This window comes from Microbacterium sp. 22179, from assembly GCF_052045715.1.
Taxonomy (GTDB): Bacteria; Actinomycetota; Actinomycetes; order Actinomycetales; family Microbacteriaceae; genus Microbacterium; species Microbacterium galbinum.
Genome location: NZ_JBQEPJ010000003.1, coordinates 339,303 through 358,312, shown reverse-complemented (window position 1 = coordinate 358,312; position 19,010 = coordinate 339,303). Strand labels below are relative to the sequence as shown.

At 68.6% G+C, this 19,010-nt stretch carries 23 protein-coding genes; 4 read left to right on the top strand and 19 right to left on the bottom strand.

Going from position 1 to position 19,010, the window contains the following annotated elements; translation table 11 throughout:
- Positions 1 to 19 precede the first annotated feature (19 nt).
- The 7 genes from ACTJKK_RS09415 to ACTJKK_RS09385 all read right to left on the bottom strand — a co-directional run bounded on the left by ACTJKK_RS09415 (position 20) and on the right by ACTJKK_RS09385 (position 6,176).
- Positions 20 to 721 (bottom strand): response regulator, encoded by a 702-nt coding sequence (locus ACTJKK_RS09415; RefSeq protein WP_247633692.1) that lies wholly within the window; start codon positions 719 to 721, stop codon positions 20 to 22.
- Positions 718 to 2,007, bottom strand: coding sequence for a sensor histidine kinase (locus tag ACTJKK_RS09410; protein WP_440747790.1), 1,290 nt, complete (start codon positions 2,005 to 2,007; stop codon positions 718 to 720). Before ACTJKK_RS09410 ends, ACTJKK_RS09415 begins: the two co-directional genes overlap by 4 nt.
- A gap of 236 nt (positions 2,008 to 2,243) precedes the next feature.
- Positions 2,244 to 2,948: a hypothetical protein gene (locus ACTJKK_RS09405; protein WP_440747789.1), complete on the bottom strand. Its 705-nt coding sequence runs from the start codon at positions 2,946 to 2,948 to the stop codon at positions 2,244 to 2,246.
- The gene (locus ACTJKK_RS09400) at positions 2,945 to 3,916 is read right to left on the bottom strand and encodes a hypothetical protein (protein ID WP_440747788.1); all 972 of its coding nucleotides are present in this window, start codon (positions 3,914 to 3,916) and stop codon (positions 2,945 to 2,947) included. The genes ACTJKK_RS09405 and ACTJKK_RS09400 overlap by 4 nt, the downstream gene beginning before the upstream one ends.
- The gene (locus tag ACTJKK_RS09395) at positions 3,903 to 4,418 is read right to left on the bottom strand and encodes an RNA polymerase sigma factor (RefSeq protein ID WP_440747787.1); all 516 of its coding nucleotides are present in this window, start codon (positions 4,416 to 4,418) and stop codon (positions 3,903 to 3,905) included. Before ACTJKK_RS09395 ends, ACTJKK_RS09400 begins: the two co-directional genes overlap by 14 nt.
- Positions 4,419 to 4,507: 89 nt before the next feature.
- Positions 4,508 to 5,320, bottom strand: a complete 813-nt coding sequence (locus ACTJKK_RS09390; protein ID WP_440747786.1) for a Cof-type HAD-IIB family hydrolase — start codon at positions 5,318 to 5,320, stop codon at positions 4,508 to 4,510.
- A gap of 10 nt (positions 5,321 to 5,330) precedes the next feature.
- Positions 5,331 to 6,176: an exodeoxyribonuclease III gene (locus ACTJKK_RS09385; protein ID WP_247633704.1), complete on the bottom strand. Its 846-nt coding sequence runs from the start codon at positions 6,174 to 6,176 to the stop codon at positions 5,331 to 5,333.
- A gap of 114 nt (positions 6,177 to 6,290) precedes the next feature.
- On the opposite strand from ACTJKK_RS09385, the gene pyrE reads away from it, so the two are divergent.
- The 3 genes from pyrE (at position 6,291) to ACTJKK_RS09370 (ending at position 9,116) form a co-directional block, all read left to right on the top strand.
- Positions 6,291 to 6,851, top strand: a complete 561-nt coding sequence (gene pyrE / locus ACTJKK_RS09380) for an orotate phosphoribosyltransferase (RefSeq protein WP_247624376.1) — start codon at positions 6,291 to 6,293, stop codon at positions 6,849 to 6,851.
- Complete coding sequence (locus ACTJKK_RS09375) at positions 6,848 to 7,750, top strand: ROK family protein (RefSeq protein WP_440747785.1); 903 nt, start codon at positions 6,848 to 6,850, stop codon at positions 7,748 to 7,750. Before pyrE ends, ACTJKK_RS09375 begins: the two co-directional genes overlap by 4 nt.
- A gap of 205 nt (positions 7,751 to 7,955) precedes the next feature.
- Positions 7,956 to 9,116 (top strand): anhydro-N-acetylmuramic acid kinase, encoded by a 1,161-nt coding sequence (locus ACTJKK_RS09370; protein ID WP_247957023.1) that lies wholly within the window; start codon positions 7,956 to 7,958, stop codon positions 9,114 to 9,116.
- A 13-nt stretch (positions 9,117 to 9,129) separates the two neighbouring features.
- On the opposite strand, the gene ACTJKK_RS09365 is transcribed toward ACTJKK_RS09370, so the two are convergent.
- From ACTJKK_RS09365 to ACTJKK_RS09320, 10 genes are all read right to left on the bottom strand, one after another.
- Positions 9,130 to 9,294, bottom strand: coding sequence for a hypothetical protein (locus ACTJKK_RS09365; RefSeq protein ID WP_247633707.1), 165 nt, complete (start codon positions 9,292 to 9,294; stop codon positions 9,130 to 9,132).
- Positions 9,291 to 9,857: a YdeI/OmpD-associated family protein gene (locus ACTJKK_RS09360; RefSeq protein ID WP_440747784.1), complete on the bottom strand. Its 567-nt coding sequence runs from the start codon at positions 9,855 to 9,857 to the stop codon at positions 9,291 to 9,293. Before ACTJKK_RS09360 ends, ACTJKK_RS09365 begins: the two co-directional genes overlap by 4 nt.
- A gap of 1 nt (position 9,858) precedes the next feature.
- The gene (locus ACTJKK_RS09355; protein WP_247624381.1) at positions 9,859 to 10,671 is read right to left on the bottom strand and encodes an HAD-IIA family hydrolase; all 813 of its coding nucleotides are present in this window, start codon (positions 10,669 to 10,671) and stop codon (positions 9,859 to 9,861) included.
- 64 nt (positions 10,672 to 10,735) lie between these two features.
- The gene (locus tag ACTJKK_RS09350; protein WP_440747783.1) at positions 10,736 to 11,362 is read right to left on the bottom strand and encodes a hypothetical protein; all 627 of its coding nucleotides are present in this window, start codon (positions 11,360 to 11,362) and stop codon (positions 10,736 to 10,738) included.
- Between the two features lie 35 nt (positions 11,363 to 11,397).
- Positions 11,398 to 12,069, bottom strand: a complete 672-nt coding sequence (locus ACTJKK_RS09345) for a hypothetical protein (protein WP_440747782.1) — start codon at positions 12,067 to 12,069, stop codon at positions 11,398 to 11,400.
- Positions 12,070 to 12,156: 87 nt separating this feature from the next.
- A complete protein-coding gene (locus ACTJKK_RS09340; protein WP_440747781.1) occupies positions 12,157 to 13,770 on the bottom strand; it encodes an alpha/beta hydrolase in 1,614 nt (537 codons plus the stop codon).
- Positions 13,767 to 14,072 carry a hypothetical protein gene (locus tag ACTJKK_RS09335; RefSeq protein WP_440747780.1) on the bottom strand — a complete coding sequence of 102 codons (306 nt, stop codon included), beginning with the start codon at positions 14,070 to 14,072 and terminating at the stop codon, positions 13,767 to 13,769. The genes ACTJKK_RS09340 and ACTJKK_RS09335 overlap by 4 nt, the downstream gene beginning before the upstream one ends.
- 91 nt (positions 14,073 to 14,163) lie before the next feature.
- Positions 14,164 to 14,796 (bottom strand): metal-dependent transcriptional regulator, encoded by a 633-nt coding sequence (locus ACTJKK_RS09330; RefSeq protein ID WP_404597234.1) that lies wholly within the window; start codon positions 14,794 to 14,796, stop codon positions 14,164 to 14,166.
- A 43-nt stretch (positions 14,797 to 14,839) separates the two neighbouring features.
- Positions 14,840 to 15,139, bottom strand: a complete 300-nt coding sequence (locus ACTJKK_RS09325; protein ID WP_247624386.1) for a hypothetical protein — start codon at positions 15,137 to 15,139, stop codon at positions 14,840 to 14,842.
- Positions 15,140 to 15,175: 36 nt separating this feature from the next.
- The gene (locus ACTJKK_RS09320; protein WP_440747779.1) at positions 15,176 to 16,474 is read right to left on the bottom strand and encodes an Nramp family divalent metal transporter; all 1,299 of its coding nucleotides are present in this window, start codon (positions 16,472 to 16,474) and stop codon (positions 15,176 to 15,178) included.
- Positions 16,475 to 16,544: 70 nt separating this feature from the next.
- Between ACTJKK_RS09320 and ACTJKK_RS09315 the strand changes: the two genes are divergently transcribed.
- Positions 16,545 to 17,174, top strand: coding sequence for a TrmH family RNA methyltransferase (locus ACTJKK_RS09315; protein ID WP_440747778.1), 630 nt, complete (start codon positions 16,545 to 16,547; stop codon positions 17,172 to 17,174).
- 62 nt (positions 17,175 to 17,236) lie between these two features.
- Here the strand turns inward: ACTJKK_RS09315 and ACTJKK_RS09310 are convergent, their stop codons facing one another.
- Together ACTJKK_RS09310 and ACTJKK_RS09305 are read right to left on the bottom strand one after the other, a co-directional pair.
- A complete protein-coding gene (locus ACTJKK_RS09310) occupies positions 17,237 to 17,428 on the bottom strand; it encodes a hypothetical protein (RefSeq protein WP_440747777.1) in 192 nt (63 codons plus the stop codon).
- A 117-nt stretch (positions 17,429 to 17,545) separates the two neighbouring features.
- The gene (locus tag ACTJKK_RS09305) at positions 17,546 to 18,868 is read right to left on the bottom strand and encodes an MATE family efflux transporter (protein WP_440747776.1); all 1,323 of its coding nucleotides are present in this window, start codon (positions 18,866 to 18,868) and stop codon (positions 17,546 to 17,548) included.
- Between the last annotated feature and the right edge of the window lie 142 nt (positions 18,869 to 19,010).

Below are 19,010 nucleotides of genomic sequence, written 5' to 3'. Positions count from 1 at the left end.
GTAGTCAGGAGGATGCGGTTCAGGCGAGCCCGAGGCGGTGCGCGAGCACCACGGCCTGCACACGATCGCGGGCTCCGAGTTTCTGCAGGATGCGCGACACGTGGGTCTTCACGGTCGCCTCACCGATGAACAGGGCGGCGGCGATCTCGGCGTTGCTGCGTGCGTCGGCGAGGAGGGTCAGCACCTCGGCCTCCCGCTCGGTGAACGGCTCGGCCAGCGCGACGGGCGCGGGTGCGGTGCGCGGGGGCGACGGCTCGGCCATCGCGACCGGCGCCGTGGCGGGCGCCGATCCGGCGAATCGGGCGAGCACGCGACGGGTCACCTCGGGCGCCAGCATCCCGTCGCCCACGGCCAGCGCGCGCACGGCGGCGATGAGGTCTTCGGGGCCGGCGTTCTTGAGCAGGAAGCCGCTCGCCCCGGCATCCAGCGCCTGGTAAAGGTAGTCGTCGCGGTCGAAGGTGGTCACGATCGCGATGGCCGCGGTGATGTCGGGGTCGGCGACGATGCGGCGGGTCGCCTCGATGCCGTCCATGTCGGGCATCTGCACGTCCATCGTGATGACGTCGGGGTGCAGCGCGGCGGCCTGGGCGACGGCATCCGCTCCGGTCGCGGCCTCGCCCACGATCTCGATGTCGGGCTGGGTGCCGAGGATCGTGCGGAATCCCGCGCGCAGCATCGCGTGGTCGTCGACGAGGAGCACGCGGATCGGCGAGTCGGTCATTCGGGGATCCTCACGGCCTTCGCGGTCGAGCGAGATGCGGCGGCGGGTGCGACCTTCAGCGGCACCCGCGCCCGCACGCGGAGTCCGCCGAGGGGGCGCGGCGTCACCTCGATCGTGCCGCCCGAGGCGATCGCGCGCTCGCGCATGCCCAACTGCCCGAGGCCCGGTCGCAACTGGCCGACCATGCGGCCGGTGTTGACGACCTCGACCTCGACGCCCGCGTCGTCGTAGCGCACGCGCACGTCGGCGGTGGCGCCGACTCCGGCGTGACGACGGGCGTTGGTGAGGGACTCCTGGGTGATGCGGTAGAGGTTCACCGCGACGAGGGAGGGCACGTCTACCGGTTCGCCGATCACGGTGTAATCCGTCGGCAGTCCCGCCTCGGTCGACGCTTCGACCAGTTCGCGGATGTCGTCGAGCCCGACCGTCGAGGCGGGGTCGGAGCTCTCGCCGCCCGGAGCGCGCAGGGTCTCGAGCAGCTGGCGCAGCTCGCCGATCGCATCGCGCGCCGATCCCTCCACTCCGGCGAGGAGCTCCTTCGCGCGTTCGGCATCCTGGTCGATCACGAGCCGCGCAGCCCCCGCCTGCACGCCCATGACCGACACGTGGTGGGCGACGACGTCGTGCAGTTCGCGGGCGATGCGCACGCGGTCGAGCGCGACGGCCTGCGCCGCCGTCACCTCGCGCTCGCGCTCGAGTTCGGAGGTGCGCTGCTCGAGAACCGAACGTTCGGATGCCGAGATCCACGAGCGCTCGCCGAAGTAATAGGCCCCGCCGAAGTAGAGGAGGTTGAGCAGGATCTGCAGCATCATGAAGGCGACGTAGGGCGACATCGCGCCTGCGATGACCTCGGCTTCGTCGGCCTGGCTGATCGCGTCGCGGTACATCGTGATCAGCAGCCACGCGAACATTCCGACGATGATGCCGATGCGCACGAGCATCGCCGCACGGCGGTTGTTCATCCAGGCGCCCGCGGTGTAGATGCCGATGAACATCGCGATGTTGCCGACGTAGATCTCCGGCACCCGGATGGTGACGGCGGCGAAGTACGCGGCCGAGACGACGATCGCGACCGCGGCCGGGTAGCGCCGCCGGAACGCCAGCGGAGCGGTGATGATCACGGCGTAGACGAGGGCGGTCCACAGCTCGGCCTGCTCGTCGCCGTAGATCTGCGAGATCGACGAGAGCGCGGCGCTGAGGATCGCGCCCACGAACAGCACGGCGGCGAGCAGCAGATCGCTGCGCCGCTCGCGCGCGGTCGGTGTGCGGTGGAACTCGGCGGGCATCCCTCCACCGTAGGGCGCGGCGCAGGGCGGCGGCATCCCCCGTGCGGCGGATGCCGGGGAGGCAGGTCGCCCGACGAGAAAACGGAGGTGAAGAGCGGATGCCGCGGCGCGTTGCGCCCCGACACGCTCACAGTGAACCCTCCCGTCTGGGTTTTCTCGCGGCTGATGCCGCTTTCACTGGGGTGACCGAGATCGCTCAACGGCCGTCGACACCTTCTAGCGCGCCAGCATCCGCATCAGTCCTCGACGTCGACGCGGGCGGCTTCCTCCTCGGACAGCACGCCGACGGCCGACCCGCCGGGGAGTGCTTCCTCGATGGAGCCCTCGCGGGTCACGTCCGTCCACGGCCAGTAGATGGTGTTCCCCTCGGTCTGCACGGCGAAGCCCTGGGGGCCGGTCGCGTACAGGTCGATCCCCTCGAATGCCTCGAGGCCCTTCGCGTCGATGCCGGATTCTTCGGGGGCGGTCGGGCGCTCGGAAGACATCTTCGTCAGGTAGACGGCGACTCCGGTGCCTTCGGGGAACGCCTTGTTCCAGGCGTCGAGGTCGGAGTAGGCGGATGCGTAGAGCACGAGGTTGAGCTCGTCATCTACGGAGACGTCGCCCTTTGCCACCTTCAGCGGCTTGATCGTGACCACGACCGTATCCATATCGGAGAAGTCGTCGTCGAAGCGTCCGTAGGTCGGACCCGACTGAATCTTCACGACGGATCCGCTCGCGACCACGTCTGCGGATTCGGCGAGTTCTTCATTGCTGTGATGCGGGATGAAGTCGTAGCTGATCCCATCGGTCAGCGCGCTCACGACCTCTGTGCTCGTCGCAGCCGTGGTGGTGGACGAAGGCACCGTAGCGGTCGAGGCGGCGATGTCCTGCGGCGTCGAGCACGACGTGAGCAGGAGCGCCGCGGACAGGACGGCGACCGGGAGAATCCAGGATTTCATTCGTCGCCCCCGTCATCGAGCCACACTGTGTACGCGACCACCGCCGGGGCATGAAGATCTTCGCGCGCGTCGCCCTCGTAGACCACCTCGAAACCGAGGACCCGTTCGCCGTCGGGCGAGACGATCAGCGAGGGAACCTCTCCTCCTTCGTCGGGTGCGGTCGCTGCGAACGCGACGCCGTCACGGCCTTCGCGGTCGACGACAGAGCCGGTGAGGGTGACGTCGGCGAGCCCGCTCAGATAGTCGACGAGTGCGAGGGTCTGCGCCGAGTTCAGGCGATCGACGGCAAGCAGGCTTTCGATCGCGCGCAGCGCTTCGGGCCCCGTCAGGGGCGAACCCGAGCCGGCTGCAGACTCCAGGTAGGGGCCGACACGGGATGCGTCGTCCGGTAACGGCTCCAGGTAGGGCGAGGTGAACGCGCCGGGCTCCCATTGGCGCTGACTCAGCCGTGTGCCGGCGGGCGGGGCGTTCCCAGTGTCAGAACCGGGCGCGGAGGTCGGCTGCGCGGCTGTGACGGTCTCGGTGCGAGTGCCATCCTCCGCAAGTCGCACGCTGTGCACCTGTGGTGCGATCACGTCGGGCGCGGAGTCGTCCAACGACCACGTCCGATAGGCGAACGAGGTGTTCAGTGCATCCGAGAGCGTCTCGTCCGAGGCATCCGGCATGAGGCCCAGCGCGTCTCCGGACGTGTCGGTGGCCAAAGGCGTCGGCGTGAACGCCTCCGGTGTGGCCGTCGGTCGCAGAACGAAAGTCCCGACGACGACCGCCACTGCGGCCGCCACAGCTGCGGCGGGCACGAGCAGCCGAACGCGTCTCCGTCGTCGGAGCGCCACCCGACGAGCGGCATCCTGCGCGCCGTCCGCGATGATCAGTTCGCCGAGCTCCCGCTTCGCTCGGTCGGTGAGGGGAAGGTCACGATGGCCGCTCACCGGGCGGGCCTGGCGAATGCGTCGCTCAATCTCGTCCATCCCGCACCTCCTCGATATCTGCGTAGCCTGCTCGTTCCAGCTCCCCCTTCAGTCGCTGCCGAGCGCGTAACAGCCGCACCCGAGCCGTGACGACCGAGCAGCCCAGGATCCGTGCGATCTCCTGGCGCGTCAGGTCTTCCCAGTAAGCCATGTAAAGCAGATCGCGGTCACTGACGGGGAGTCGCTCGAGTGCACGTCGTACCTCGAGTGCGTCCTCATCCGCTCGTTCATCGATCGAGTCGACGGCCACCGCAGCCATCGCCTCGGCGAGACGACCGGATGCCGCAAGCCGTCGGTACTCATTGCCGATGACGTTCCGCAGCACCTGGTACAGCCACGGCAGCGCGAGCGGACCTCCATCTTTGTGGTGTGCCCAGGCGATCCGGAAAACCTCGGCGACTACGTCCTCCGCGCTGCCGATGCCGCGAAGACGCTGCTCCGCCACCGTCAACATCAGTCGGTGGTAGCGGTTGTAGAAGTCGGCGAACACCTCGATCGACATCGCCACCTCCTCAGCGGGCTCAAGACTCATTGAGGAGGATATTTCGGGAACGGAACGAAGCGTTACACCCGGGTCCATAAACGAGCCTTCTAGCTCGACAGCACCCGCTCCACCACCCGCGCAACCCCGTCATCATCGTTCGAGGCGCCGATCTCGTCGGCGGCATCCTGCACGACGGCATCCGCGCCGGCCATCGCGACGCCGTACCCAGCCCAGCGCAGCATCTCGACGTCGTTGAGCGCATCGCCGAAAGCCATCACGTCGGCGCGGTCGACGCCGAGGTGGGCGCAGAGACGGGCGAGACCGGTGGCCTTGGTGACGCCCTCGGCCATCACCTCGACGAACGGTGCACCCGACAGCGTCGCCTCGAACCCGGTGAGGCCTAGCGAGGTCAGCGCGTCGAACAGGGCCGACGGCGCGAGCTCCGGATGCCGGATCACGAACTTGAGACTCGGCGCGTCGAGCACCTGGTCGAGCGGCACCCCGCCCATGGTCTTCGGGTCGCGCTTGTGGTCGGAGAGATCGGCGATCGCCGCATACCCCTCCTGGGCGACGAAGGTCTCGCCGCCCTCGCGCACACTCGCAAACAGCAGCCCGGGCACGCTCGCGCGCAGCGCCTCGGCCAGCGTGCGGATGGTCTCGGCCGGCAGCTCTTCGGCGAACAGCATCCGCCCGTCGGTCAGGTGCGTGGCGTAGGCGCCGTTGCTGCAGAGCGCCCACTCGCGGAAGTCGGCGTCGCCGGCGATCGCACGCAGGCCGATCGGCTGGCGGGCCGTGACCGGAACGACGTGGATGCCGCGGGCCCGCGCCGCGTCGAGCGCCGCCCGCGTGCGGGGCGTGACCGACGAGGTCGAGTCGAGCAGGGTGCCGTCGAGATCGGTGGCGATCAGCCGGAGCGTCATGGGTGGAGCGTCACGAGAAGATCATCGGCAGATCGTCGTCGTCGTCCGCGCCCCCGAGGTCGATGTCGGCCACGACCGGCACATGGTCGCTGGGCTGCTCGCCCTTGCGCTCGTCGCGGTGGATAGAGGCGCCCGTCACCGCGTCGGCGAGCGTGCGGGAGCCGAGGATGAAGTCGATGCGGATGCCCTCGTTGCGAGGGAACTTGAGGCGCTGGTAGTCCCAGTAGGTGTAGCCCTCGGGGAGGATCGGGCGCACGACGTCGGTGAGCCCGGCATCCGCCATCGCGAAGAATGCGGCGCGCTCGGCGGGGGAGACGTGGGTGGAGACGCCCTCGACGATGTCGGGGTCTCCGTTGTCGGTGTCGAACGGGATGATGTTGAAGTCGCCGACCAGCGCGAGCGGCAGGGCGGGGTTCGCCGCGAGCTCGGCCGCGGTCGAGTTCTTCAGCGCCTCGAGCCAGTGCAGCTTGTAGGCGTAGTGCGGGTCGTCGAGCGAGCGGCCGTTGGGCACGTAGAGACTCCACACCCGTACGCCGTCGACCATCACGCCCAGCGCGCGCGCCTCGAGCGGGGCATCCGGACCCTCGTGACCCTTCGCGAAGCCGGGCATGCCGTCGAACCCGGTGCGCACGTCGCTCATCGGCAGGCGGCTCGCGATCGCGACGCCGTTCCACTGGTTGAGGCCGTGCACCTCGACCTGGTAGCCGGCCTCTTCGAACGGCCCGTAGGGGAACTGCTCCGGTTTGCACTTGATCTCCTGCATCGCGAGCACGTCGATGTCTTCGCGAACGGCGAATTCGACGGTGCGGGCGACACGGGTACGGATGGAGTTGACGTTCCAGGTGGCCAAGCGCATGCGTCCAGCCTAGTTGCGGCCTCGGACACGCGATCTGCGGCCCGCGACACGCAGATGACGCCCCGACGACTTCTGACAGCGCAGTCAGAGCGCGACTCTCCTACACTGGATGCCGTGACCGCACTCGACGCAGACCGCCAGAACCTCCTCGCCCTCATCACGGACGAGGCGGTGTTCCATGGCGACTTCACCCTCTCCAGTGGCAAGAAGGCGACGTACTACGTCGACATGCGCAAGCTCACGCTCGATCATCGCGCCGCCCCCGCCATCGGCCGCATCATGCTCGACCTGATCGCCGACCTCGACGTGGTCGCCGTCGGCGGGCTCACGCTCGGCGCCGACCCGATCGCGAACTCGGTGCTGCACGCCTCCGTCGCGGCCGAGCGTCCTGTCGACGCGTTCGTCGTGCGCAAGGAGCCCAAGGACCACGGTCGTGGTCGTCAGATCGAGGGAGCGGATGTCGCGGGCAAGCGCGTCGTCGTGCTCGAAGACACCTCGACCACCGGCCAGTCGGCACTCAAGGCGGTCGAAGCGCTCCGCAAGGAGGGTGCCGAGGTCGTCGCCGTCGCCGTGATCGTCGACCGCAAGACCGGAGCCCAGGCCGCCATCGAGGCCGAGGGTCTCGAATGGCGCGCCGCCTTCGACCTCGACGACCTCGGACTCGACCCCCAGTGACCCGCTACGCCCTCGCCGTCGACGTCGGCGGCACGAAGATGGAGGCCGCCCTCGTCTCCGAGGACGGCACGCTCGTCGACGGCTCCCGCAGCCGCCAGGCGACCGGACGCGAGGCGACGCCGGAATCGTTCGACGCCGCGGTGGCCGCGATCGTACAGCACGCCCTCGCCGCCCTCCCCGCCGATGCCGAGCTCGTCGGCGCGGGTGCGGGAAGCGCCGGTCCCGTCGACCGCCCGAGCGGCACGATCGTGCCCGTGAACATGCCCTCGGCGCGCGGCTACGGTCTCGCCGCCGCGGTTCGGCGCGAAGCATCCGCCGTGCTCGGTCGCGATGTGCCGACCGTGCTCGGTCACGACGGCGGCGCGCTCGCGCTCGCCGAATCGTGGCGCGGTGCGACGCAGGATGCCGCGGCCTCGCTCTCGATCGTCGTCTCGACCGGTGTCGGCGGAGGCTTCGTTGTGAACGGCGCGTACATCCCGGGAGCCTCGGGCAACGCGGGGCACCTCGGGCAGATCCGCCGCGAGGGCGGGCTGACGCTCGAGGAGATCGCGTCGGGCCCCGCGAGCGTCACCTGGGCGCAGCAGCAGGGATGGGTCGGTTCGACCGGCGAGGATCTCGCGCGCGACTCGGCCGCCGGAGACGCGATCGCGCGTGCCGCGATCGAGCGCTCGGCGAAGGCCGTCGGTGAGGCACTGGCGGATGCCGCGACGCTCGTCGACCTCGACATGGTCGCGATCGGCGGCGGCTTCTCGCGCGTCTCCGACGATTACATCGAGCTGGTGCAGGAGGCGCTCACCGCGAGCGCCGTGCACGAGTACTCCCGTCGCGCGCGAGTCGTGCGCTCGGGATTGGGCGACGAAGGCCCGCTGATCGGCGCCGCGGCGCTCGTGCTGCGCTAGCCCCGCGATCGCGGATTCCGCCCGAGCGACCGTCGCATGGGGGCGTTCGCACGCCCGCCCACCCGAGACACCACATTCGTCGCGAGACACCACGTGCGCCGTCATGTCTCGCGAAAGAAATGGTGTCTCGACGCGCGAGCGGCATCCGTACGCACTCCTAACAAATTCCGCGTACCCTCGTAGCAAGACGACGAAAGGGGCACGCATGCGCGTACTCGGACTGCTCTCGGGTACTTCCCACGACGGGATCGACGTGGTGGTGGTCGACTTCGCCGAGCACGACGGCGCCCTGCGTGGCACCGTGCTCCACGAGGACAGCGTGCCGTACGCGCCCGACCTCCGCGCCCGCCTCGTCGCCGCCCTCCCTCCGGCCCAGACGACGCTCGCCGAGGTGTGCGAGCTCGACACCCTCATCGGCCAGGCCTTCGCCGACGTCGCCGCCTCGGCTGCGGCATCCGTCGGGGGAGTGGATGCCGTCTGCACCCATGGCCAGACCGTCTACCACTGGGTCGAGGGCGATCACGCCCGTGGCACCCTGCAGATCGGCCAGCCGGCCTGGATCGCCGAGGCCGTCGGTGCGCCGGTCGTGTCGGACGTGCGCATCCGTGACATCACCGCGGGCGGGCACGGCGCTCCGCTCGTGTCGTTCCTCGACGAGCTGCTGCTGCGCGGCCGGGGTGAGGTCGCCGCGGCCCTCAATCTCGGCGGCATCGCCAACATGACCGTGGTCGCCGACGGACGCGTCTCGGCCTACGACATCGGCCCCGCCAACGCGCTCGTCGATGCCGTCGTGGTCGACCGGGGCCTCAACGACAAGGGCTACGACGAGGATGCCGCGATCGCCCGCGCCGGCACGATCGACGAGGCGCTGCTCGCCGACCTCCTCGCCGAGCCGTACTACGCGCTGTCGGCGCCGAAGAGCACCGGCAAGGAGCACTTCCACCTCGACTACGTGCGGGCGCACGTCGCCGAGCGCGAGATCAGCGATGCCGACCTCGTGCGCACGCTCACCGAACTCACCGTGCGCACCGTCGCGCAGGACGTCGCGGCCGCCGGCATCCGCTTCCTCGCCGTGTCGGGCGGCGGATGCCACAACCCGGTGATCCTCGACGGCCTGCGTTCCGCCCTGCCCGGCGTCGACGTGGTGCTCGCCGACGAGCTGGGAGCCTCGGTCGACAGCAAGGAGGCGATCCTCTTCGCGCTGATCGGCTGGTGCACGATGCACGGCGTCGCCGCGATCGTGCCGGGTGGCACGGGCGCCAGGGCGCCGCGCATCCTCGGCACGATCACGCCGGGTGAGGGGCCGCTGCGGATGCCGGAGCCGGTCGACGCGGTGACGAGTCTGACGCTGACGACGGCGGGCTAGTCGCCGGCGGGATCTAGCGCCGCTGGTCCTCGTCCCAGGGGCCTTCCCACCAGTTGCCGCCGCGCCCGTCGGAGTCGCCCCCGCGTCGCCGTGATCGCACGAACTGCACGATGACCAGGGTGAGCGAGCTGAGCCCGATCACGATCAGCACCAGGAAGAGCATGTCGCTCTGGTTCACGGTCGCTTCCCCTCCGCGGCATCCGCCACGATCTTGGCGATGCGCGCATCGCGCGTCTCGGCGCGCTTGGCCATCGCGATATGCGTGAGCCCGAACTTCTTCACCGACTTCGGGAACGCATCCCAGTTCGCCCGCGCGGCCGGCACGGCATCGAGCGCGGTGGTCAGCTCGGGCGGCTCGATCCCGGCCTCGGGGCCGTCGAGCATCGTCCACGATCCGTTCGCCTTGGCGGCGTCGAGCACGCGGATGCCGGCCGGCGCGAGCAGACCTGCCGCTTCGAGTTCCGCGATCCGGGCTTTGTTGGTCGCCGCCCAACCGCTGCCCGGGCGGCGCGGAGAGAACCACTGCGCGTTGACGCCGTCGAAGGTGCGCACCGGTCCGTCGATCCAGCCGAAGCAGAGCGCGTGCCGCACGGCGTCTTCGTAGCCGAGGCCGTCGCCGGAGCCGCCGCGCACGCTCAGCAGCCAGACGCCGGCGGTTCGTTCGTGGTTCTCGTCGAGCCACGAGCGCCAGGCCGCAGCATCCGCCGCGGTGAGGCGCTCGCCGTCCTCGAGAACGCCCATGTCAGTCCTCGTCGAGCGTCGGGATCGACGAGGTGACCGTGGGCAGCAGGTCGGCGACCGAGTCGACGATCTCGTCGGGACGGAACGGGTACTTCTCGATCTCGGCCTGGTCGCTGATGCCGGTGAGCACGAGCACGGTGTGCAGGCCCGCCTCGATGCCGGCGACGATGTCGGTGTCCATGCGGTCGCCGATCATGCCGGTCTTCTTCGAGTGCGCGCCGATCTTGTTGAGCGCCGAACGGAACATCATCGGGTTCGGCTTGCCGACCACGTAGGGCTCCTTGCCGGTGGCCTTCGTGATCAGCGCCGCGATCGCCCCGGTCGCGGGAAGCACGCCGTCGGCGCTGGGGCCGGTCGCGTCGGGGTTGGTGACGATGAAGCGCGAGCCGTTGATGATGTGGCGGATCGCCTTGGTGATCGCCTCGAACGAGTAATTGCGGGTCTCGCCGACGACGACGAAGTCGGGGTTGGTCTCGGTCATGATGAACCCAGCCTCGTGCAGGGCGGTGAGGATGCCGGCCTCGCCGATCACGAACGCCGAACCGCCGGGCAGCTGCTGGGCGAGGAAGTCGGCCGTCGCGAGCGCCGAGGTCCAGATGCGCTCCTCGGGAACCACCAGGCCGCTCGCGCGCAGACGGGCAGAGAGGTCGCGCGCGGTGAAGATCGAGTTATTCGTGAGCACGAGGTAGGGGATCTCGTTCTGCTCCCACCCGGCAAGCATCTCGGACGCGCCGGGGATGGCCGTGTTCTCGTGCACGAGAACGCCGTCCATATCGGTCAGCCAGCATTCGATGTCGTCGCGGTGTTGTCCCATGTGCTCAGCCTAGAGCCAGCGGGTTGCGCGCGCCTGAGCGTGTTGCGCGAGGGTCTCGTGCGGCTCAGGGGGTGGGAGTGGGGGAGGGGGCACGGACGAACTGGGGGTCGCCCGGGGTGATGCCGAAGAACAGGGGGTCGGTGGGGGACTCGGTGTCGATCGGAAGATACCCCTGGCCGAGGTTTTCATCACCGAAGAGGAGATCGCCGAGTTCCCCTGCGTCGCCGGGGCGGCAGGTGGTGGTGGCGGAGACGACGGCGGTGCCGTTGGAGCCGAATTCGATGAGGAGTTGTTCGAGTCCTTGTTGGTCGCGTGCTTCGATCTGGATGAGGGACTTCGCTCCCTCGCCCAGCGTGCGGCGTCCGGGCGTCATGCCGATGTCGAGGAGGTGTTGCTCGATCGCGTCGGCGTTGCTGTCGCGGTCGGCGACATCGAGGCGCAGGAGGCGGCCGAGGCTGAACTGGTAGCCGGTGCCGTTGTCGCAGCGACTGGGCTGCATGCCGTACTCGCCGAGCTGCCCCACGATCCACGGGCCCGACGAGAGCACGGACTGGACGCCGTTGACGAGCGTCCGGTACTCGATGTACGTCCTCTCCGCATCCGGGACCAGGTCATCACCGGCCGGTGCGGGCGTGGGAGAAGTGCACGAGGTCAAGAGGAGGATGCCGGTGAGGGCCTGGATTCCTGCCATGGGCAGGGGCCCGCCGCGAGTCCGTCGACCGGCGTTCACGGCGTTGGTGCGGGGGAGGGCTCACGGACGAATTGAGGGTCGCCGGGGGTGATGCCGAAGAATAGGGGGTCGGACGGGGATTCGGTGTCGATCGGGAGGTAACCCTCGCCGAGCCGTTCGCCGTGGAAGATCAGGCGGCTGAGTTCGTCGCGGTCGCCCGGCCAGCAGGTGGTTTCTGCGGCGATCCGGAGCTGGCCGTCTCTGCGGATTTCGACGAGGAGAAGCGAGAAGTCTCCTTGGTCGCGTACGGTCACTTGGATCAGTTGGCCCTCTTGGTCATCTCCGCCGAGGACGCTGCGTCGCGGGGACATGTCGTGGTCGGTGAAGAAGGATTCGACCGTGTCTGCATATTCCTCGCGCTGCGTGCCGTCGAGGGCGATGCTGCGGTTGAGGTCGAATCGATACTGATGCGCGTCACATTCGACCGGCTGCATGCCGTAGACGCCGATCTGTCCGATCGTCCATCCATCGGTCGAAAGTGTCGACTGGAGATCGTTCACGAATCCGCGATAGCGAAGATAGTTCGCTTCGGCTTCATCGAACAGCGCCTGGCCGCTCGGGGCGGGTTCGCTCACCGTACATCCGGTCATGGTGATCACTCCGATTACTGCGAGCGTCAGGCTCGCTATCCGCTTGATTGCCGTACTTCGCACGCTCGGGTCACCCATCGACTGTCTCCAACGGCTCACCATAGTTGATGATGCTGGCGATGTTCGCGAACGATTCGCTGCCCTCTTGCAGGTACCCGCCGTCATTTACGACGGAGCCGATCGGTAGGTTGGCTTCCGAGTGCGTTCCGTGACCGGGGTCTTGTCGAGGTAGGTCCCGTCGGGAAGATATCCACCATCGCTGGAGAAAGTGACGGAGCCGTCGAGGCTATCGGGGTCGATTCCGTGATCGGGGGACATACGACCAAGCAACGAGACCCAGTCGTTGCTCGCGCGTGTCGTAAAGATCTCCGTTCCGGCGTAGTCCACGCCTTGGCCTTCGTCGTCACCGAGCGGCCGGTCGGTGAGACCTGCCGATCCCAACGAGATGATGTTGTCCACTCCGAGGTTGTCTTCCGCGCTCCCGACGGCGAGGAAAGCGGTGGTCGTCCCATACGAATGAGCGACCACCGTTGTTGTCGCTCCGCTGGGCGCGGCAAAGTCCAGTCCGCGAAGTGCGTTGGTGAGCTGTTCGGCGCCGATTCTCGCCTGTTCGGAGCTGGCGACTGTGGCGAAGTTCGGGGTGTCGTACCCGAACCAGGCGATCGTCGCTGATGTGCCGTTCGTGACGACGTTGAGATCGCGTGCGCTCTGCGACCAGTCGGCGATCTGATTAGCCTCGCTCATCATCCCGCCGATCAGTATGTTCAGATTGTCGATGCCGCTGAGCGGGTCCGTCAGATTCGCAGGATCGAAGACATAGCCGTCCACGTACAGGACGGCCGCAGTCGGCTGGTTCTTGTCCCAGAGGTTGAGTGATACTGGCAGGCCGTCATTCTCCAAGTACTCGGCCATCAGTCGATTAATGGTCGTGTCAAGAGGCTCGCCCCAGGACGTCTTGCTTGCCTCTTCGAGCACCGCGACGTTGGCGGCGATCCGGTACTCGTACGGAATCCCTTCCAGGTTCCCGATGAACTCCGGGTACGACGCCGCGATGCGTGCGCGCTCCGCCTCGCTCATCGAGTCCCAGATGGCCGCGACCTCTTCCGGGCTGTGGGCATCCGCGAGCGCAGCCAACGAGGGAGCATCCGCGGTGCTGACGTACCCGCCATCCACGCGAGCGAGTGAGGCGACGGCGCGCGCATACGCATCGTCCCAGGCCTCGAATTCCTTCTCCCACGCCGTCCAGGCATCCGCGAGGTCCTCGGCAGCGCGATCGCGCGTACCCTGGGCCGTCGTGACCGCTTCGCGAAAGCGGTCGTCGCGCGAGAGCAGAGTGGAAGACGACGTCGCGGTCTCTTCGCCCGCGCTCCATGAACGGTAGTCGTCGCTGCGAGTCCAGGTACTCAACTCGGTCTCAGCGAGAACGACCTCGGTATGCGCGGAATCGAGCGCGGTCTGCGCCGCGGTGACGTCGGCCATCAGTTGATTCGCCTTCCCGCCGTGCGCTTCGACCGCCTGGCCGTACCTGAGTACGACCCCCTTGATCCGTCGGATGCGTGCGGTTGGGGGAGTGAACTGCGCGGCGACATCGTTCGCCATGCTCTTCACCCTGTCGAGCGCCTGGCCGTGACCTTCGAGGTTGTCGGTCAGGTTTCGCAGCACGAGTTGCATGGTCTCGACCTCGTCGATCGCGTCTTCGAGGTGGCCGTGAAGGGTATTCATCTGGCCCACGTCGTAGTCGATGCTCTCAAACGGGTAGCCCTTGGGTGACGCGGTCACAGCGGGAGATCCTCCCAGCCTGCACCGAGTCGAAGATCGAGATCGGCCGTCTGCGTCTCGAGCGTCATGATCCGGCCTGCGATGCTCATGACGTCGTCTTGTCCGAGCTGCACGAGGGCGCGGGTTTCACCAACGGCCCCCTCTAATAGCTCGCGAAGAATCGTACGGCCGAGGGGCGCCCGAACGCCCGTCTCCGATGAGTGTGCTGCCACCATCTTGTTGTCGAGCTCTCGCGCCGACACCTCGAGTTCCGTGCGCTGAGTCGACAGCACGAACTGCGTGACGCTGAAATCCTGTGTCAAAGAACTAACCCCCCGGTTTGCTCGAATCGTACAAGCGTCGAAAGGTCGTTTCGCTCCCTGAACGAAAGCATGTGGAAACTACGTACGCGCCCTACGCCCCGAGCCAGACCACCTCGGCCGCACCCTCGGGCAGCTCCACTTCGGCGCCGTCGATCTCGACACCGGATGCCGTCACCCGCACGGTCGACGACACGTCGAGGCCGAGTGATTCGAGGGCGCGCAGCAGCTCAGGGTCGCGGTCGTCGACGCGCAGCACCGTGCCGGTGTGACCGGTCGGAGCATCCGCCAGCAGCACGAACGGCACGCGCTCGACGTGGCCGTCGGCGTCCGGGATCGCATCGCCGTGCGGGTCGAAACGCGGGCGCCCGAGGCGGGCGTCGATGCCCTCGAGCAGCCGGTCGCTGATGGTGTGCTCCAGCACCTCGGCTTCGTCGTGCACCTCGTGCCAGCCGTAGCCGAACTCCTGCACCAGCCATGTCTCGATCAGCCGGTGGCGGCGCACCATCGCGAGGGCGCGGCGGGTTCCGGCATCCGTCAGGCGCACGGCGCCGTAGGGCACGTGCGAGACGAGGCCGGCCGCCGCCAGCTTCTTCACCATCTCGGTGACCGACGAGGGGGCGATGCCGAGCTTGCCGGCGAGCACCGACGGGGTGATCGGGGCGTCCTGCCACTCGGTGTGCGCGTACACCGTCTTCAGGTAGTCGTCTGCTGCCGGGGATGCCACCGCACCAGTTTAGGTGAGGCCACCCCTGCGGCCCGGGCCGGGGTCAGTTGGCGACGGCGACCAGGATGCCGAACGCGGCCTGACCGGCGAAGAAGATCACGAGGAATCCGAGGATCGCCCCGGCCAGCGACAGCCGCCCGTCGTAATCGGGCACCTCGGCGATGCCGATCTTGCGGGCGCGGAACGCCAGCACCAGCGTCGCGATGCCGAGCGCGAGCTGCACCCACGGGCTGGCCAGGCCGATGACGGTCGGGAAGGCGACCAGCACGCCCCCGAGCAGTCCGGTCGCGAGTCCGATCCAACTGAGGAGACGGACGTTGCGGCGGGCGGTGTCGGCAGACATGACATCGAGCCTATCCGCGCCCCGGGTGCCTGCGGTTCAGGCCCCCGTGAGCACCAGCCAGAGCAGGGCGGCGTTCAGCGCGATCAGCAGCACCGAGGCGACGACCCCGGCGACGGTGGTCCAGGCGCGGTTCGCCCACACTCCCAGCGTGCGCTTCTGCGCCGTGAGCGCCACCAGGGGGATGAGCGCGAACGGGATGCCGAATGACAGCACCACCTGGCTGAGCACCAGCGCGAGCGTCGGGTCGACGTTGAGTCCCAGGATCACGAGAGCGGGGATCAGCGTGATCAGTCGGCGCGCGAGCAGTGGGATGCGCACGTGCAGCAGGCCGTGCATGATCTCCGCTCCGGCGTAGGCGCCGACGGATGTCGAGGCGAGACCGGAGGCGAGCAGGCCGACGGCGAAGAACGTGGCGACGACCGGACCGAGACCCGCGGCCAGGGCTGCGTGCGCCCCCTCGAGCGAGTCGGTGCCCGGCACGCCCGCGAGGTTCGCCGCGGCCAGCAGCAGGATGCCGAGGTTCACCGAGCCCGCGATGATCATCGCGATCGTGACGTCCCAGCGGGTCGCGGTGAGCAGACGGCGGATGCGCGAGGGCTCGGTGCGCGCGGCCTCGGTCGCGGCATCCGCGGGTGCCAGGCGAGGATTGGCGCCGAACCGGTCGCGGCTCAGGGCGGAGTGGGCGTAGATGGCGTGCGGCATGATCGTGGCGCCCAGGATGGATGCCGCGAGCAGCACCGACCCGGCTCCCTCGAAGCGGGGCACGAGGCCGCCGACGACACCCGCCGGGTCCGGCGGTGCGACGAAGACACCCGCGACGAAGCCGATCGTGATGATCGCCATGAGCGCGATGATGACGAATTCGAAGGGGCGTGCGCCCCGACGGTTCTGCACCGTGAGCAGGATCATCGAGACCGCGCCCGTGATGAACCCGCCGAGCAGCAGCGGCACGTTGAAGAGGAGGTTGAGGGCGACCGCGCCGCCGATGATCTCGGCCAGGTCGGTCGCCATCGCGACGAGCTCGGCCTGCAACCAGTAAGAGCGCCGTGCCCAGCGGTTGCGCAGGCGGGAGCCGAGCACCTCGGGCAGGCTCTGGCCCGTCACGACGCCGAGCTTGGCCGACAGGTACTGGATCAGCCAGGCCATCACGTTGCCGGCGACCACGACCCAGACGAGCAGGTAGCCGTACTGGGCGCCGGCGGTCATGTTGCTGGCGACGTTGCCGGGGTCGAGATAGGCGACCCCGGCGACGAGCGCGGGGCCGAGCAACCAGAAGCTGCGCGGGGGCGCGGTGCGGGTGGCCGGAGCGTCGATCAGCGAAGAATTTTTAGGCACACCGAAACCTTAGCGGATATTTAGGCACACCGAAATCTGTTTCGGGTCGGACGACGGATAGCCTGGCGGGATGGAAGAGCAGACGCCGGAGCGCACCACCCACGGCGTCGGCCCCTGGCCCGGAGGGTCTTCTGAGTGGCCGACCGGCGAGGAGTACGACCCCGAACTCCTCGAGCACGGCGACACCCGCAACGTCATCGACCGCTACCGGTACTGGCGGATGGAAGCGATCGTCGCCGAACTCGACACGCATCGGCATCCGTTCCACGTCGCCATCGAGAACTGGCAGCACGACATGAACATCGGGTCGATCGTGCGCAGCGCCAATGCGTTCCTCGCCGACACCGTGCACATCATCGGACGCCGCCGGTGGAACAAGCGCGGCGCCATGGTCACCGACCGCTATCAGCACGTCGTGCACCACGAAGACATCGAGACGTTCGCGGCGTGGGCGGCAGCCGAGGGGATGCCGATCGTCGCCGTCGACAACGTCGAGGGATCGGTGCCGGTCGACAAGGCCGAACTGCCCGAACGGTGCGTGCTGCTCTTCGGTCAGGAAGGTCCGGGGTTGTCGGCGGAGGCGCTCGCCGCAGCATCCGCCCACATCGAGATCACCCAGTACGGGTCGACGCGCTCGATCAACGCGAGCGCCGCGGCGGCCGTGATCATGTACGAGTGGTGCCGCCGGTACGCGGACTGATCACCCCAGTCGAGCGCTGACGCGGATCTCGTCGTTGACCGTCACGCGCAGTCATGTCGAAATCAGTCGCGATCGATGCCGAGGACGTGCCGGTACAGGGCGCTGACGTCGCGGTCGAGTGCGTCGATGCGGCTGTGGACGCTCCGGATCTCGGTCCTCATCACGTGGATGAACAGCGTCGACACGATCGTGATCATGCCGAACATGGCCGCGGCGAGGACGCCGATCAGCACCCAGACCTGCGGGTCGTTCATGCTCAGCATTCCTCCATTGTCGATCGCGGAGCTTCGGACTTCCAGGCCGGGTCGGGGTGAGATTTCGCGCGGAACGCGAGCTGTGGAAAGCGCATCGAACGGCACGGATGTGCAGGACTAGACGCCGGCCGTCATCCATCGGCCCGAGCGCACGCGCCAGCCGAGCGTGGCGAGTCGTGCGAGCAGATAGACGCCGAAGAAGGCGACGGACAGCCAGATGAGTCCTGCGGATCCATCGACGCCGAGTGCCGAGATGATCCACAGCGTCGGCAGGAACGGCACCAGGGTGAGCCCTCCCGCGAGCGCCAGGTACCGGGCGTCGTTCGCGCCCATGAGCACCCCGTCGAGCACGAACACGACGCCGGCGATCGGCTGCGCGACCGCGAGCACGAGCAGCGCGGGCTGCACGAGGGCGGCGATCTCGGCATCGCCCGTGAAGACGATCCCCAGCACGCCCGAGAGCGCGGCGATCGCACCGCCCACGATCACCCCGAACCAGGCACCCCACGCGACCGTTCTCCCGAGCACGCGTTGCACCTGCCGCTCGTCACCGGCACCGAGTTCCTTGCCGATCAGAGCCTGTGCGGCGATCGCGAGCGCGTCGAGCGCGAAGGCGGCGGCCGAGAAGATCGTGAAGACGATCTGCCAACCGGCGAGCTCGTCGGTGCCGACCGCGGTCGCGACGGCGACCGTGGCGAGCAGTGCGACGCGCAGGCTCACGGTGCGCAGGAACAGCCATCCGCCCGACTTCGCGGTGCTCGTGAGACCGTCGCGCTGCGCCCGCAGCGAGGCGTCGTGCTTCGTGGCGAGGCGCCGCACGACCAGTACGTAAGCGCCGACCATGCCCCACTGGGCCGTGACCGTGCCCGCGGCGGACCCGGCGATGCCCCACCCGAGCCCGTAGATGAAGAGCACGTTGAGCAGCGCGTTCGCGCCGAAGCCGAGACCCGCGATCCAGAGCGGCGTCATCGTGTTCTGGAGGCCGCGCAACAGGCCCGTGGCCGCGAACACGATGAGCATGGCCGGCAGGCCCCACATCGAGATCACGAGGTAGTCGTTGGCCTGCGCGGAGACCGCCTCGCTCGCGCCGAAGAGCGACACCAGCCAGGGGGAGGACACGGCGCCGACCACCGCGAGCACCGCACCGAGGCCGAGCGCGAGCCACATGCCGTTGATGCCGACGCTGACGGCCTCTCCCGGCCGTCCGGCCCCGAAACGGCGGGCGACGGCGGGCGTCGTGGAGTAGGCGAGGAACACCATCAGGCCGACGATCGTCTGCAGCACGGCGCCGGCGATGCCGAGGCCGGCGAGCGGCGTCGTGCCGAGGTGGCCGATGAGAGCGGCGTCGACGATGAGGAACGCCGGCTCGGCGATCAGCGCACCGAGCGCGGGGACGGCGAGGCGCAGGATCTCTCGGTTGAGGGAGCGGCGCGCGGTCATCCTCCGAGCCTATTGGCCGCTGCCGACATGGTGACGCCCGGTCGGGGGCGATCCGCGCGTGTGACGGAGGAGAACTCACGGAACGGAGGATCGTAATCGCCGAAGCATCCTGCGTGCGGGAGATCTCCTCCCGAACGTGCGG

Excerpts from the sequence above, each read along its gene's own strand:
- ACTJKK_RS09415 (WP_247633692.1), bottom strand. The coding sequence starts at position 721 with ATGACCGACTCGCCGATCCGCGTGCTCCTCGTCGACGACCACGCGATG.
- ACTJKK_RS09410 (WP_440747790.1), bottom strand. The coding sequence starts at position 2,007 with ATGCCCGCCGAGTTCCACCGCACACCGACCGCGCGCGAGCGGCGCAGC.
- ACTJKK_RS09405 (WP_440747789.1), bottom strand. The coding sequence starts at position 2,948 with ATGAAATCCTGGATTCTCCCGGTCGCCGTCCTGTCCGCGGCGCTCCTG.
- ACTJKK_RS09400 (WP_440747788.1), bottom strand. The coding sequence starts at position 3,916 with ATGGACGAGATTGAGCGACGCATTCGCCAGGCCCGCCCGGTGAGCGGC.
- ACTJKK_RS09395 (WP_440747787.1), bottom strand. The coding sequence starts at position 4,418 with ATGTCGATCGAGGTGTTCGCCGACTTCTACAACCGCTACCACCGACTG.
- ACTJKK_RS09390 (WP_440747786.1), bottom strand. The coding sequence starts at position 5,320 with ATGACGCTCCGGCTGATCGCCACCGATCTCGACGGCACCCTGCTCGAC.
- ACTJKK_RS09385 (WP_247633704.1), bottom strand. The coding sequence starts at position 6,176 with ATGCGCTTGGCCACCTGGAACGTCAACTCCATCCGTACCCGTGTCGCC.
- ACTJKK_RS09370 (WP_247957023.1), top strand. The coding sequence starts at position 7,956 with ATGCGCGTACTCGGACTGCTCTCGGGTACTTCCCACGACGGGATCGAC.
- ACTJKK_RS09360 (WP_440747784.1), bottom strand. The coding sequence starts at position 9,857 with ATGGGCGTTCTCGAGGACGGCGAGCGCCTCACCGCGGCGGATGCTGCG.
- ACTJKK_RS09355 (WP_247624381.1), bottom strand. The coding sequence starts at position 10,671 with ATGGGACAACACCGCGACGACATCGAATGCTGGCTGACCGATATGGAC.
- ACTJKK_RS09350 (WP_440747783.1), bottom strand. The coding sequence starts at position 11,362 with ATGGCAGGAATCCAGGCCCTCACCGGCATCCTCCTCTTGACCTCGTGC.
- ACTJKK_RS09345 (WP_440747782.1), bottom strand. The coding sequence starts at position 12,069 with ATGGGTGACCCGAGCGTGCGAAGTACGGCAATCAAGCGGATAGCGAGC.
- ACTJKK_RS09325 (WP_247624386.1), bottom strand. The coding sequence starts at position 15,139 with ATGTCTGCCGACACCGCCCGCCGCAACGTCCGTCTCCTCAGTTGGATC.
- ACTJKK_RS09315 (WP_440747778.1), top strand. The coding sequence starts at position 16,545 with ATGGAAGAGCAGACGCCGGAGCGCACCACCCACGGCGTCGGCCCCTGG.
- ACTJKK_RS09310 (WP_440747777.1), bottom strand. The coding sequence starts at position 17,428 with ATGAACGACCCGCAGGTCTGGGTGCTGATCGGCGTCCTCGCCGCGGCC.
- ACTJKK_RS09305 (WP_440747776.1), bottom strand. The coding sequence starts at position 18,868 with ATGACCGCGCGCCGCTCCCTCAACCGAGAGATCCTGCGCCTCGCCGTC.